Raw genomic sequence first — 14,699 nt, 5'->3', positions numbered from 1 at the left:
ATAACCATCATGAGAAAGTAGCTTTATTTAAGAGCTAAATTAGATATTGTTCGTCTTTAAAGATTGGTTATTTAGTTTTGTCCAGCCTCTTTCTATATAAAGCTAGCATCTTAAAAAGATTAATGTTTAGCACTTATGTAATAATCGTCGCGCGAATAGCCCCATAAATAAAAAGAGAAAATAGCCAACCATTGCTCCAAAGATATTTAGAATGAAATCATCTATATCTGCAGCTCTATCTACAGTAAAGAAAAATTGAATAGTCTCAATAGAAAGGGAGCAGAGAATAGCAAGTCCTAGTATAACGAATGCTCTAAATCGCTTTTTATACAAAAAAGGAAGTAGAAGACCAAATGGGATAAATAAAAGGATGTTTCCGAGCGTATATAGCATCCAAAAAAAAGGCGGTTTATATTTGTATTGATATAGAATTTGAACATAAGGAATTAGATTCATTTTTCCGTCATTTAGACTAGGTGGAGTAAAGTGAAAAGGCTCCAATGTTACATAGATAACTGTCAGCATATATACGAAAAATAGATTAATTGGAAATTCTTTTGAAAGTAGTACCGCTTTTCGCTGATTGTTTTGTTGGATTCGAAAATATATCCATAAGGGAACGATAAGAATAAGTAGAAAAGGAAAATTTAATAGCAGTGAAACTCCCCTCATCGACCAAAGTGTAAGGAATAGAAGGAGAATAAGGAGAAAAAAGATTCCGTTTTTTAATACATGCACAGATAATCGAAGTCCTTTCTTTATTTGTTCTTCTAAAAAGTATATGATACTTGTTCAAAAATAGAATATAAAGCGAATTACTTTACTCTTATTACAGAAATACGCATACTAGGAGTGAATAGATAGTTGTCTATATACTAATGAAGGAGATGAATCTTTTTGAGTAGTAAAGTTCAAATAGGTCAAACGGCTATGCATGTTACGAAGCTGGGATATGGTGCGAACTCTGTCGGTGGTCATAATTTATTTCCGAATTTAAATGATGAAACAGGAAAAAATGTAGTAAGAAATGCATTAGATGCTGGAATTGATTTTCTTGATACTGCTTATGTATACGGATTAGGAAGATCAGAGGAATTAATTGGAGAGGTGCTAAAGGAAAGAGGTAACCGCCAAGATATCGTCATTGCAAGCAAGGCTGCTCATAAATTAGTGGATGGCAAAATACAACTTGATAATAGTAGAGAGTTTTTACGGAAATCTGTAGAAGACAGTCTAAAGCGACTGCAAACAGATTATATTGATTTATTCTATGTTCATTTTCCAGATGATGTCACTCCAATGGCTGAAGTTGCAGGGACGTTACAAGAGTTAAAGGATGAAGGGAAGATCCTTGCAGTTGGAGCTTCTAATTTGGATGCTGAACAACTAAAGGCATTTAATCAGGATGGCTATTTAGAAGTATTCCAAGCAGAATATTCATTATTTAAAAGACAAGCAGAGGAAATGTACTTACCGTATTGTGTTGAACATAACATTAGCTTTGTTCCATATTTTCCTTTAGCTTCTGGTCTATTGACTGGAAAGTATTCAAAGGATTCCACAATTAGTGATGGCAGACAAAATAATCCTCTATTTCAAGGAGAGGCATTTATTCAAAATGTTGAAAAAGTCGACAAATTAAAGCAAATGGCTGAAGAAAAAGGCTTTGATGCAACACATTTTGCATTAGCATGGCTATTAGAACAGCCTGCAGTTGATGTGATTATTCCAGGAGCGAAATCAACTAGTCAGCTTAAGAATAATCTGAGAACCTTAGAAGTGGCGTTAACAGAAGAAGAAGTGAAACAAATTAGTGAAATATTTGCTTAGGAGAACGGATAGGATAGACGGAGATTAACTGTCCATTAATATCCGAAATGGTTCTACTAATTCTCAGTGGGAGCAAGGAAACACACTAAAGTGATGATTCACTTTATTAAATAGAGAATAATGAAATCAATAAAAAGCAATGAAGGGATAATAGGAACTTCATTGCTTTTGTTTATCTATAGAGCTTTATTTACAGCCGTATTTAATGAAATTACTAACAGAAAAATTATTTTTATATAATATTAAGTTGGCTGAGAATGGATTAAGAAGGACAGGAGAATTAGAATACATAAGGTTATTATGTAAGAACTTCTAACATTGTCCGTTAGAAAAAACCTAATTTAACAATGTTTTTGTTTTTTGGTAAAAAGGATTGTCGATATCGATTTCTATTTATAATCTCAAGAAGAAATTATACCAATTTTGCTTTTATAGTGTTACAATAAGTAAAAGTTTAAATATACAGATTTTTCGCTTTAATCGGATAATTGGAGGGGTAGAAGTGACACAATTGAGAAGTAATATGATAAAGAAGGGATTCGATCGTGCGCCACATCGAAGCTTACTGCGAGCTGCTGGGGTAAAAGAGGAGGATTTTGATAAACCATTTATTGCTGTAGTCAATTCATATATTGATATTGTTCCAGGACATGTTCATTTACAGGAATTTGGAAAGATTGTAAAGGATGCAATAAGAGAAGCAGGCGGCGTTCCATTTGAAATGAATACAATTGGTGTGGATGATGGAATTGCGATGGGGCATATTGGAATGCGCTATTCTTTGCCAAGCCGTGAAATTATTGCAGATTCCATTGAAACGGTAGTTGCTGCACATTGGTTTGATGGAATGGTTTGTATCCCAAACTGTGACAAAATTACACCAGGAATGATGATGGCCTCCCTACGATTAAATATTCCTACTATCTTTGTAAGTGGTGGACCAATGAAGGCTGGTGTTACTAGTGATGGGAGGAAGATTTCTTTATCATCTGTGTTTGAGGGAGTAGGGGCTTTCCAGTCAGGCAAAATTGATGAAGGTGGTCTAAGAGAATTAGAGCAATTTGGTTGTCCGACCTGTGGTTCTTGTTCCGGAATGTTCACAGCAAATTCAATGAACTGTCTTGCTGAAGCATTAGGTCTTGCTTTGCCTGGAAATGGGACAATTCTTGCTGTCGCACCTGAGAGAAAAGAATTTGTAAAGAAATCTGCTAAACAGCTGATGCATTTAATAGATGAGGATATTAAACCAAGAGATATTGTGACAGAAAAGGCAATTGATAATGCCTTTGCATTGGACATGGCATTAGGAGGATCAACGAATACTGTTCTTCATACATTGGCTTTAGCACATGAAGCGGGCGTAGAATATCCACTTGAAAGAATCAATCAAGTTGCATCAAGAGTACCTCATTTATCGAAGCTTGCTCCTTCTTCTGATGTACATATTGAAGATTTACATGAAGCTGGAGGAGTTTCAGCGGCTCTTTATGAACTATCCAAAAAAGAAGGGGCTCTTCATCTGGATACATTAACTGTTACTGGGAAAACACTTGGAGAGAATATTGCTGGATGTAAAGTGAAGGATTATCAAGTGATTCGTCCAATCGATGATCCTCATACCTCAACAGGAGGATTAGCAGTCTTGTTTGGTAATCTTGCTCCTCAAGGTGCTATCATTAAAACAGGTGGTGTTCAAAACGGAATTCAACGTCATGAAGGGCCAGCTATTGTGTTTGACTCACAGGATGATGTATTAGAGGGATTAGTGAAAGGCAAAGTGAAGGAAGGGCATGTTGTTATCATTCGCTATGAAGGACCAAAAGGAGGACCGGGTATGCCGGAAATGCTAGCACCTACTTCACAAATTGTTGGAATGGGTCTTGGTCCCAAAGTTGCGCTTGTAACAGATGGGCGTTTTTCAGGTGCTTCTCGCGGTATATCTATCGGCCATGCTTCACCAGAGGCGGCAGAAGGAGGACCGTTGGCATTTGTTAAAGATGGCGATCATATTGTGATTGACATTGAAAATCGTACAATGGATGTTGTAGTACCTGAGGAAGAATGGCAACAAAGGAAAGCAGAATGGAAAGGGTTTGAATCAAAAGTAAAAAGTGGCTATTTAGCACGATATTCTAAGCTTGTGACATCTGCGAATACAGGAGCAGTATTGAAGTATTAATTCGGTAATGTTTATTTAATGAAAAAGCAGGTTAGATACACGGTACAAAGTGTATTCAACCTGCTTTTCTATTTATGTGTATAAAAAGGTAGACGGGTTTATTCCTTTATCATGTCTTTTTCTCTATTGGGATCCATACTTTGTACCTGTAAGATATCTAAAAGGAAAACAAACACAGGTATTCCAATGATTAAGCCCCATACTCCAAAGAAATGTTCAGAGAAGATAAGCACAATAAAAGTAAAAAATACAGGTAAATTTGTTTTCGATGACATTAGCTTCGGATTAAGAATATAAGCTTCAATAGCATGGATAACACAAATAAAGATAATCAATATAATAATATAGGTGTATCCACCAATTGTGTACCCAATTGTCAGCAACGGTATGAGGGAAATAATAACCCCTGCAACTGGGATAAGCCCAAAGACAAATATCATCAGAGATAAGCCTAGTAATTGAGGAAAACCAAGGATCCATAATCCGATAGTCGTTAAGATACAATTTACTAAAGCTATGATAACTTGAGCTTCTAATACTTTTCCAAATGTTAACACAAATTTTTTGCCAAAGAATTCAATTTCATTATAAAAAGGTGCAATTTTACTTTTACGAAAGTTTTCTTTATATTTTATTAATCGCGGCTTCTCTAAAAGGAAGAAGAAGCTTAGAATCATAGCGAGTATGAATTGTATGCTTATGGAACTGATACTTGAGAAATATTTGACAACAATGCCAAGTCCTTGTTCCAAATAGCTGTTGATTTGTCTTTCTTGAATGATGGAAACAATATAATTTAAGACCTCATTATCATGTGGACGGGAATAAAAATCCATTACTTGTCTAACTAATGCCGTTATTTCTTCTACAAGCATTGGCAAATATTTAATAAAGCTATAGGAAAGAATTCCGATGGTTACCAGATAGAGGAGGCTAACTATAACGTTTCGTTTAACGTGAATTCGCTTGGAGATAATTTTTTCCATGCGATCCATTAAAAAAGAAAGGATAAAAGTAAATAGCATTAAATTAATCATGCTTCTAAGCGCATAGATGCCCAGAATGATTAATGCAAAAATAAAAAACCTTTTTACCCCTTTATTCATAAGAAAATTGATAATTGTTTCCACTCCATTTCCCCTTCTTAAATATATTTTTCTTTTCTATTTATCTTCTTATATTTTAACCTAAATTGTATTTTAATAATATAAAAAGCCTACATTTTGTGAAAATTTAGTCAGCGTAAGGAAAAGCTATTATATATAGGAAGTTTTTTGCTTGAATCTTTTCTCCTTCCCCTTATATAATAAAAAAGTAAAACTAAAACGTTATGGTTAGGAGGAGAAGCGATGGGGATGTGAAATTAAGAATTGGTGATTTGGCAAAAGTTACTGGTGTAACGAAAAGAACCATAGATTATTATACAAACCTTGGCCTTCTTCAAGCAGAACGTTCTCAAACAAATTATCGTTATTATAGAGAAGAACAAATAGAACAAATTAAAGTTATTGAAGAATTTAAAAAGAGAAAGCTAACGCTAGAGGAAATTAAGGGGAAATTAAATAATCACAAAATGAATACTTTGGATGTAGAGGAACTGAAAGAAAATATGAGGGATTTGAATGAAAAGATTCATCAAATGCTTCTATCAGTAGATATTCAGGACCATCATAAAAAGAAAGAAGTAAGAAATACTATATCTCATGAAAGTATATCTTTAATACAAGCATTGTTGCTTTTGCTAAATTAAACTGTTTTTTTAAGGTTTGCATAAAAAATTTAACTAAAAGGAATGGGAATTATTATAAGCAACAGCGTCTCTCCTTTATTGGAGAAATGCGGATGCGCTTTTATTATCAGGAGGTGTAAGCCCCTTTACGGGCTACTTATTGGAAATTTTTAATTTGATTTTATTTGTGATATTAATTGCTTTAACTGCTTTTTTCGTTGCAACCGAGTTTGCAATAGTAAAGGTCAGGAGTTCAAGAATCGATCAGTTAGTTGCTGAAGGAAAAAAAGGTGCATTAGCGGCAAAAAAGGTAACGACACATTTAGATGAATATCTTTCAGCTTGCCAATTAGGGATAACTGTTACAGCTTTAGGACTAGGTTGGATTGGAGAATCCACTTTCGCGGAAATTCTTGAGCCACTATTTATTAAGTTATCCATTGGGAATGCACTATCTCACGTGATTGCCTTTGTTATATCCTTTTTACTTGTAACCTTCTTGCATGTTGTTGTTGGAGAACTTGCTCCAAAGACGGTTGCTATTCAAAAGGCAGAACTTATAACATTAACCTTTGCAAATCCAATTATTTGGTTCTATCGAATATTATATCCTTTTATTTGGTTGTTGAATGGGTCTGCACGACTTTTGACAAGTATCTTTGGATTAAAACCAGCATCAGAACATGAACTTGCACACTCAGAAGAAGAGTTAAGAATTTTAATGTCAGAAAGCTATAAAAGCGGTGAAATCAATAAAAATGAACTAGCATATGTAAATAATATTTTTGAATTTGATGAACGAATTGCCAAAGAAATCATGGTGCCGAGAACCGAAATGGTTACGATTAGTGTAGATAATACCTTTGATGAAATAATGAATATATTGGAAGAGGAGAATTACACTCGTTATCCATTAGTAAATGGAGATAAGGATAATGTAATCGGATTAATTAATATTCGAGAATTTCTAACGGCAACTGTTCAAAACAAACAAGAGATTCGATTAGAGGACTATATGAAACCGATTATTCGTGTCATTGAAACCGTTCCTATAAGAGAATTATTAATTAAAATGCAGAAAGAACGTACACATATGGCGATTCTGCTTGATGAATATGGTGGTACTTCAGGTATTGTTACTGCAGAAGATATACTAGAGGAAATTGTAGGAGACATCAGAGATGAGTTTGATGAGGATGAAATTTCTGATATTCGCAGAATTAAAGACGATCATTATATACTTAATGGCAAAGTATTAATCAGCGAAGTAAACGATCTTTTAGGAACTCATTTATCTGAGGAGGAAGTGGATACGATTGGCGGATGGTTTTTGACTAAAAATTTTGAAGCGGTTGAAGGGGATATTTTGGAAGAAGAAGGATATATCTTTAAAATAAAAAATATTGAAGAACATCACATCCATTTTATTGAAGTGATGAAAGATACTAGTGCAGTGGAAGTTTGATTAAAAAAACGGATTTTATAGAAGGGGAAACCCTTCTTTTTTTGGTGTATAAATTGTTGGTTAAATAGAATCTTTTAAGAGAGTTAACGCGGAATGCTGATTTTATTGGATTTTATTAATTTAATTGTGTCAGCATTATGTCTGCCAAAAGTATATTTAGGCCGTTTTGCAAATGTTTATATCGTTGACGACGTAAAACGAGTTGGTCGATCACCATTAAGAAAATTAGGTGGCAATGATCGATTAGTCGCTCCTGCTTTAGCATATTATAGGGAGTTTAACGAAATTCCTTCTTACTTAGTTGAAGTGATGGCATCAGCACTTCGCTTTTATACACCGGAAGATCAAGAGTCTATTGAGTTAAAGAACTTAATAGATGAAAATGGAGTTCAAACAGCTTTCAGTAAAGTATCAGGTTTAAATGAAGACCATGCTTTAGTGAAAGAAGTAGTGCTTGCTTATAACAATATTAATGCATAAAAAAATCCAATGTAGCCTAAGGCGAATAGCCCTGGCTGCATTGGATTTTTTCTTTTAGCGTGTAGCAGTACTAGAGTTTACCTTGGACTGTTTCCGCTTGTCCCACATTTTTTTGGCGAAGGGATAAATGATAGGTCCCCACGTAATCAATCGTCTGAACATTTTTTTCATTATCTCTCACATCCTTTTTCTTCTATAATAGGTCTTTTCCCGAAACTGCGATAGAATAAACAACAGAGCTCGCTCCTTGATAAATTTGGTAATAATAGAGAGGGGAATACCTTCTTGTAATTTACAAAAAAAGAGAATATAGTTTTGATAGATAACTTGCAACAAAAGAATGGAAATTAACGTCTAATGTTTGATAGGAAAGAGAGAAAAGAAAATATATAGTATTTATTCTATTTAGTAAAAGTAAAGGATAGGTTATAGAATGGAAAGACTAAAACCGTATTGGGAAGGGTTTCGACGCTTTTGGAAGAAGAGACATCTTACCCAAATTATACTTTTGGCTGGGTTACTGTTTGTTTTGTTGGCAATATTATATTTTACGTATTTAGCGACACAGGCAAATGTTAGTACCTTGAAGGCTGGTTTAAGCCAGGCAACGATTATTTACGATAAAGATGGGGACGAAGCAACCCAAATAAGAACAGAAAGAACGGAAGGAATAGAATTGGAGGATGTACCTGAATATGTTCCGGCAGCTGTTGTTTCTATTGAAGATGAACGTTTTTATGAACATAATGGGTTTGATATAAAAGGAATTACTCGGGCCTTTTTTAAAAATATTTTTGCAGGAAGAATTACAGGTGGAGGCAGTACCATTACGCAGCAATTAACAAAAAATGCCTTGTTAACTTCCGAACAGACGTATAAACGGAAAGCAGAGGAATTATTTTTAGCAGTAGAAATAGAGAAGCATTATAAAAAAGAAGAAATACTACAAATGTATTTAAACCATGTTTATTTTGGTAGTGGAGCATGGGGGATTAGCCAAGCTTCTTTAAAGTACTTTAATAAAGATATTAAAGAAGTATCAATAAGTGAAGCTGCTTTACTTGCAGGGATATTACAGGCTCCCTCTGCATTAGATCCCTATAATAATTATGATGGGGCAATTTCCCGCCGTAATGTGGTTCTAAAGAAAATGCTAGATTTAAACGAAATAACAGAGAAAGAATATCAAAAGGCAGTAAAAGAAAAAATTGTTTTAGAAAATGGGGGAGGCTCTTTTATTGAAAGAGAATATCCTTACTTTGTAGATGCGGTTATCGATGAAGCAATCAATAAATATGGTCTTACCCAGGAAGAAATCTTGAAAAGAGGCTATAAAATTTATACAGAGATGGACCAAAATCTTCAATCAACATTAGAAAAGACCTTTGCTCGCGATTCTCTTTTCCCAAAAAGCGCTGATGGGACATTAGTGCAAGGTGGAGCAGTGCTGCTTGACCCAGAAACAGGTGGAGTAAGAGGGTTAGTCGGAGGAAGAGGAGAGCAAGTTTTCAGAGGATTTAATCGAGCTACTCAAATTAAAGTACAACCAGGATCTACAATGAAGCCACTTGCGGTTTATACACCAGCTTTAGAAAAAGGGTATAAAATAGATTCGATGCTAGAGGATAAACCTTTTAAGAAAGGGAAATATGAACCACAAAACTTTACAAAAACATTTAAGGGAGAAGTCCCAATGTATGAGGCTTTAGAAGAATCCTTAAATGTTCCAGCTGTCTGGCTATTAGACCAAATTGGATTAGAAACGGGACTTAAATCGCTTGATCGATTTGGAATTCCGTATGAAAAGGATGATGAGTATTTAGGGATTGCTTTAGGTGGAATGACTACAGGTGTTTCCCCTTTACAAATGGCCAGTGCTTATTCTACGTTCCCAAATGATGGTGTTCGAATGGAGAATCATTTGATTACAAAAATTATTGGACCAACAGGTAACGTTATTGCGGAATATGAACCTGAATCAACAAGAGTAACATCTAAATCAGTCACAGATGATATGACTTCGATGCTACTGGATGTTATAAAATCAGGAACAGGTCAAGGTGCAAAAGTGACTGGATTCCAAATTGCGGGAAAAACAGGATCTACTCAATTAGATAATGGTAATATTTCTGGTACAAAGGATCAATGGTTTGTGGGTTATACCCCAAATCTAGTTGGTGCCATGTGGCTCGGTTATGATAAAACAGATGATCAACATTATCTTCCAAGCAAAAGCTCGGGGGATGTAGTACCAATTTTTAAGACAATTATGGATCAGGCTGTACAATACGTAGAACCGGAAAATTTTAAAGTATTATCTGTTAGTGATAAACTAGCAAATAAGGATAATGGAAATGTAAATGAAAAAGTAGAAGAAACAAAAAAAGTAATTAAAGAAAAAGCAGAGGAATTAGAAACAACCATAAAAGAGAATTCTTCAAAATGGAGCCAAGTTGTAGATGAAATTAAAAAAGATGTGAAAAAAATAAATGACAAGGTAAAAGGGAAATTACAAGAAATACTAGAAAATTAGTATTTGAACAAGGCAGAAATTTATACGGATACTAGAGCAGTTGCTACTGGTGGCGGTATATATTTCTGCCTTTTTTTATCTATCTAAAGGGTTTTTTTGAAAAGCATAACTAAATATGGATAATCTATAAAATAGGAAAGATAATCTAGTTTAATGAAGTATAGTCTGTGATAAATATAACAGAATAAACTAAATGAATAAAAGGGAATGAAGAGGAATAAATATTGGAAAAACCAACCAGAATATTCTATAATATTTGTAAGCGTTTAAATGTCTTGTGAGAGAGGGGAACATAGAAATGCTATAGGTTGAAAAAGTATTTGTGACAAGAGTGTGGACATGGATTTTAATAATAGCATCTGATATAATAAAAAGGTTGATAAAATCTTGAATACACGGAAAACATAAGAATAGAAAATGTGAAAATTGGTAAAATTATACTTACGTTTTTTGTCACAAATAATAGGTTCGAGATATGATATCATCATACAGGTAGTAATAATCATTATTTTACCTATGTAATATGAATGTTCTATGTCTAAATATCGAACATTCTGTGAATAGTTTAACATTTGAACTTAAACGGAAGGAGCTGTACAAATGAAAAAGGGAATTTTAGTTTCACTTTTAGCAATTGTACCACTATTCATTTTAAGCGGTTGTGAATCGATGGTTGTATTTGATCCACAAGGTCCTGTTGCTAGAAGTATTACAGACTTGATTAACTGGTCTATTGTATTAATGGCTTTTGTTTGTCTAGTAGTTTTTGGACTATTTGGCTACATAGTTTGGAAATATCGCGCAACGAAAGACAATGCGGATTATGAACCAGAAGAACATGGAAGTACAAAGCTTGAGATTGTTTGGACTGTAATCCCATTTCTAATTATTATTGCATTAACGATTCCGACTGTAAAAACAATTTATGCATTAGAGGATATTCCAGAGGATTATAAAGATCAAGATCCTATTGTAATTAATGTAACTTCTGCAGACTGGAAGTGGATTTTTAGCTATCCAGAAGAAGGAATTGAAACAGTCAACTATGTAAATATCCCTGCTGGTGTACCAGTGGAGTTTAAATTAACTTCTGCTGGAACAATGCAATCATTCTGGATTCCTGCATTAGCTGGCCAGAAGTACACAATGTATGGGGCTGAAACAGATCTTTATGTTGTGGCTGATAACCCAGGTAGTTATGAAGGGCAAAATACAAGCTTTAACGGTAAAGGCTATGCGGAGATGAAATTTGAAGTTGAAGCAAAAACTTTAGCGGACTATGATGAATGGGTAGATGAAGTAAAAGAAACTGCCCCTGAATTAACTGAGGAAAAATATAAAGAAATTATTAAGCCGACACATTTAGGCCGTATGACTTTCTCTAATACTCATTTAGAGTGGATTGATCACGGGAAAGGTGGAGACTCAAACTATTATTTAAATCCTGAGCTATATCGAGTTCATGGATATCCAGGTAAAACTTTTGAAAAGAACGAAGAGTCAAACGGGGGTGAAGAGGATGCACATTAAGTGGGAAGATATCGTTATTACTGGTGATCCCCTCATATTATCTGCTCAAATAGGTATTACGCTAACAATGCTTGCCATTGTAGTTGGTGTCACCTATTTTAAGAAATGGCAATACCTATGGGATGAATGGATAACAACGGTTGATCACAAAAAAATCGGTATTATGTATATTATCGTAGCCGTATTAATGTTCTTCCGTGGTGGAGTAGATGGTTTGATGATGAAATATCAAACCTCAGCACCTGAAATGGATTTTTTAGATGCACAGCATTACAATGAAGTATTTACAACACACGGTGTTATCATGATTCTTTTTATGGCGATGCCGGCGTTGATTGGACTAATGAACGTAGTAATTCCTTTACAAATTGGTGCACGTGATGTTGCATTCCCACAATTAAATGCATTAAGCTTCTGGCTAACATTTAGTGGTGCAATGTTATTCAATATTTCTTTCGTAATTGGTGGATCACCTGATGCAGGATGGACATCCTATTTCCCTCTTGCTGGGAAAGAATTTACGCCAGGGGTTGGAAATAACTTCTATGCCATTGCCTTGCAGATTGCAGGTATAGGTACGTTAATGACAGGTATCAACTTTGTTGTTACGATCCTAAAAATGCGTGCAAAAGGGATGACATTAATGAAAATGCCAATGTTCACTTGGACTTCATTAATTACAAACGTTATTATTGTATTTGCATTCCCAATCTTAACTGTTGCACTAGCATTAATGACATTTGACCGTTTATTCGGAACACATTTCTTCACGATTTCCGGTGGAGGAAATGCGATGTTATGGAATAACTTATTCTGGTTATGGGGACATCCTGAGGTTTATATCGTAATCTTGCCTGCTTTCGGTATGTTCTCAGAAGTAATTGCGACTTTCTCAAGAAAACGTCTATATGGTTATAATTCAATGATTATATCTATTGTAGGTATTGCTATCTTAAGTATGGTTGTATGGGTTCACCATTTCTACACGATGGGGTCTGGACCTGTTGTAAACTCTGTATTCTCGATTACGACAATGTTAATTGCAGTTCCGACTGGGGTTAAGATTTTCAACTGGTTATTTACAATGAGAAAAGGGCGAATTCAATTTACAACAGCTATGCTATGGTCGCTTGCATTTATTCCAACCTTTACAATTGGTGGGGTAACTGGAGTTATGCTTGCAATGGCTGCAGCAGACTATCAATATCATAATACATTATTCTTAGTAGCTCACTTCCACTATGTATTAATACCAGGTGTAGTGTATGCAGTATTTGCTGGTTTCTATTACTGGTGGCCAAAAATGTTCGGTTATGCTTTAAATGAGCGTTTAGGAAAATGGCATTTCTGGTTATTTAATATTGGTTTTAACGTAACATTTATGCCAATGTTCTTCTTAGGTTTACAAGGAGCAGTAAGACGTTCTTATACTTTCTCTGCAGAATCTGGATTTGCACCATTGTTCATGCTTTCCGCAATCGGATCTCTTATTCTTGCTGCGGGATTTGCAGTACTTGTTTATAACATTTACTATAGCACTCGTTATGCAGATAGAAAGATTTCAACAGATCCATGGGATGCAAGAACATTAGAATGGCATACAGCTTCTCCAGTTCAGCCATATAACTTCGCTATCACTCCAGAAGTAAAAGCATTAGATGCATTCTGGTATATGAAGAAAAATAAAGAAGGCTTAGTTTTAAAAGAAGAAGAGTTAGAAGAAATACACATGCCGAGCAACTCTTGGTTGCCATTCTATATGTGTGCAATATTTGGTGTAGTTGGTTTCTTACTAGTATTTGAATTGTTTATTCCAGCTGCAATCTGTAGTTTAGGTATTTTTGTTGGCTTAATAATTCGTTCTTTTGATTATGACGAAGGTTACCATATTAAACTGGATGTTATTAAGAAAACGGAACGTGCATGGAGAGGTGAGAAATAATGGCAAAAGTCGATAAGTCTTTACCACTAGAATATCAGACAGAGCAAAGCCGTTTAAATATTCTAGGCTTCTGGATCTTCCTTGGTGCGGAGGTTGTATTATTCGCTACCTTGTTTGCAGCCTATGGATCTTTAAAGGATAACTTTGCAGGCGGGCCTACTCCAGCTGAATTATTTAAATTAAAAGATGTCATGATTGAAACACTTTTACTATTAACAAGTAGTTTCACTTGTGGGATTGCCATATGGTATATGCGTCGCCAGAATTTAAAAGGATTATTAACTTGGTTAATTATCACTTTGGCATTAGGTGCAGGGTTCGTTTTTGTGGAAGTAAATGAGTTTATTCATTATGTACATGAAGGTGCAACAATGCAGACAAGTGCATTCCTTTCTTCGTTCTTTGTATTGCTTGGAACGCATGGATTGCACGTATCCATAGGTATTGGCTGGGCAATATTAATTATTATTCAATTAATGAAGCATGGTTTAACACCAACAACAGCTCGTAAGACATTTATTATAAGTTTATACTGGCACTTCTTAGACGTTGTGTGGATTTTCATCTTCACATTCGTTTATCTTGCTAGAATGGGAGGGTAATTAAAGATGGCAAAAAATCATGAAAATGAAAAATTTCCAATTGGTCATATTGCAGGTTTTATTGTTTCTTTATTACTTACCTTCGCAGCTGTAGGAGCTAAGTTATATACAGATCTTCCAATGATAACTGTTATGTGGATTATCGGTGCATTGGCTGTCATTCAAGCCATTCTTCAACTGTTTATGTTTATGCATCTTACAGAAGGAGAAGGACAAGTACAAACTATAAATATCGTTTATGCTTTCTTCTGCGCAATCGTAGTAGCAGGAGGAACTATTTGGGTAATGACATCAGGACATGTGCATTACTAATAAAGCGTTATGTGAAAGAGGTCTCCATTGGAGGTCTCTTTTTTTTGCATTCGAGCGGAACGGAACGACAGCATGCTTAATTAAGTATTTTTATGGT

General features: G+C 34.9%; 12 protein-coding genes. 10 read left to right on the top strand and 2 right to left on the bottom strand.

Annotated elements, in window-relative coordinates; genetic code table 11:
• Window positions 1–126: 126 nt before the first annotated feature.
• The gene (locus ADJ83_RS24355) at window positions 127–738 is read right to left on the bottom strand and encodes a VanZ family protein (RefSeq protein WP_051640926.1); all 612 of its coding nucleotides are present in this window, start codon (window positions 736–738) and stop codon (window positions 127–129) included.
• A 159-nt stretch (window positions 739–897) separates the two neighbouring features.
• Between ADJ83_RS24355 and ADJ83_RS03470 the strand changes: the two genes are divergently transcribed.
• On the top strand, window positions 898–1,830 hold the full coding sequence (locus tag ADJ83_RS03470; RefSeq protein WP_414630332.1) for an aldo/keto reductase: 933 nt from the start codon (window positions 898–900) through the stop codon (window positions 1,828–1,830).
• A gap of 502 nt (window positions 1,831–2,332) precedes the next feature.
• Entirely contained in the window at window positions 2,333–4,009 is a 1,677-nt protein-coding gene (ilvD, locus tag ADJ83_RS03465) for a dihydroxy-acid dehydratase (protein ID WP_031536239.1), read from the top strand.
• 98 nt (window positions 4,010–4,107) lie between these two features.
• On the opposite strand, the gene ADJ83_RS03460 is transcribed toward ilvD, so the two are convergent.
• On the bottom strand, window positions 4,108–5,139 hold the full coding sequence (locus tag ADJ83_RS03460) for an AI-2E family transporter (protein ID WP_031536240.1): 1,032 nt from the start codon (window positions 5,137–5,139) through the stop codon (window positions 4,108–4,110).
• Between the two features lie 227 nt (window positions 5,140–5,366).
• Between ADJ83_RS03460 and ADJ83_RS03455 the strand changes: the two genes are divergently transcribed.
• From ADJ83_RS03455 to qoxD, 8 genes are all read left to right on the top strand, one after another.
• On the top strand, window positions 5,367–5,759 hold the full coding sequence (locus tag ADJ83_RS03455) for a MerR family transcriptional regulator (protein ID WP_231512521.1): 393 nt from the start codon (window positions 5,367–5,369) through the stop codon (window positions 5,757–5,759).
• 139 nt (window positions 5,760–5,898) lie between these two features.
• Window positions 5,899–7,203 (top strand): hemolysin family protein, encoded by a 1,305-nt coding sequence (locus ADJ83_RS03450; protein WP_048716901.1) that lies wholly within the window; start codon window positions 5,899–5,901, stop codon window positions 7,201–7,203.
• Window positions 7,204–7,296: 93 nt separating this feature from the next.
• Window positions 7,297–7,683 (top strand): hypothetical protein, encoded by a 387-nt coding sequence (locus tag ADJ83_RS03445; RefSeq protein WP_031536243.1) that lies wholly within the window; start codon window positions 7,297–7,299, stop codon window positions 7,681–7,683.
• Window positions 7,684–8,116: 433 nt separating this feature from the next.
• Window positions 8,117–10,216: a PBP1A family penicillin-binding protein gene (locus ADJ83_RS03440; RefSeq protein WP_048716900.1), complete on the top strand. Its 2,100-nt coding sequence runs from the start codon at window positions 8,117–8,119 to the stop codon at window positions 10,214–10,216.
• Window positions 10,217–10,816: 600 nt separating this feature from the next.
• Window positions 10,817–11,746, top strand: a complete 930-nt coding sequence (gene qoxA / locus ADJ83_RS03435; protein WP_031536245.1) for a cytochrome aa3 quinol oxidase subunit II — start codon at window positions 10,817–10,819, stop codon at window positions 11,744–11,746.
• Window positions 11,736–13,688 carry a cytochrome aa3 quinol oxidase subunit I gene (gene qoxB / locus ADJ83_RS03430; protein ID WP_048716898.1) on the top strand — a complete coding sequence of 651 codons (1,953 nt, stop codon included), beginning with the start codon at window positions 11,736–11,738 and terminating at the stop codon, window positions 13,686–13,688. The genes qoxA and qoxB overlap by 11 nt, the downstream gene beginning before the upstream one ends.
• Complete coding sequence (gene qoxC, locus ADJ83_RS03425; protein WP_035416157.1) at window positions 13,688–14,290, top strand: cytochrome aa3 quinol oxidase subunit III; 603 nt, start codon at window positions 13,688–13,690, stop codon at window positions 14,288–14,290. Before qoxB ends, qoxC begins: the two co-directional genes overlap by 1 nt.
• Window positions 14,291–14,296: 6 nt before the next feature.
• Window positions 14,297–14,602 carry a cytochrome aa3 quinol oxidase subunit IV gene (gene qoxD, locus ADJ83_RS03420; protein WP_031536248.1) on the top strand — a complete coding sequence of 102 codons (306 nt, stop codon included), beginning with the start codon at window positions 14,297–14,299 and terminating at the stop codon, window positions 14,600–14,602.
• Window positions 14,603–14,699: the final 97 nt, after the last annotated feature.

The organism is Bacillus sp. 522_BSPC (genome assembly GCF_001076885.1).
Lineage (GTDB): Bacteria > Bacillota > Bacilli > Bacillales > Cytobacillaceae > Niallia > Niallia hominis.
Note: the sequence above shows the minus strand (reverse complement) of the source record. Positions and strands in the feature narration are given on the sequence as shown.

What these genes read in the sequence shown, in the direction of transcription:
- qoxC (WP_035416157.1), top strand. Translation starts at nt 13,688, where the DNA reads ATGGCAAAAGTCGATAAGTCTTTACCACTAGAATATCAGACAGAGCAA.
- qoxA (WP_031536245.1), top strand. Translation starts at nt 10,817, where the DNA reads ATGAAAAAGGGAATTTTAGTTTCACTTTTAGCAATTGTACCACTATTC.
- qoxD (WP_031536248.1), top strand. Translation starts at nt 14,297, where the DNA reads ATGGCAAAAAATCATGAAAATGAAAAATTTCCAATTGGTCATATTGCA.
- ADJ83_RS03440 (WP_048716900.1), top strand. Translation starts at nt 8,117, where the DNA reads ATGGAAAGACTAAAACCGTATTGGGAAGGGTTTCGACGCTTTTGGAAG.
- ADJ83_RS03445 (WP_031536243.1), top strand. Translation starts at nt 7,297, where the DNA reads ATGCTGATTTTATTGGATTTTATTAATTTAATTGTGTCAGCATTATGT.
- qoxB (WP_048716898.1), top strand. Translation starts at nt 11,736, where the DNA reads ATGCACATTAAGTGGGAAGATATCGTTATTACTGGTGATCCCCTCATA.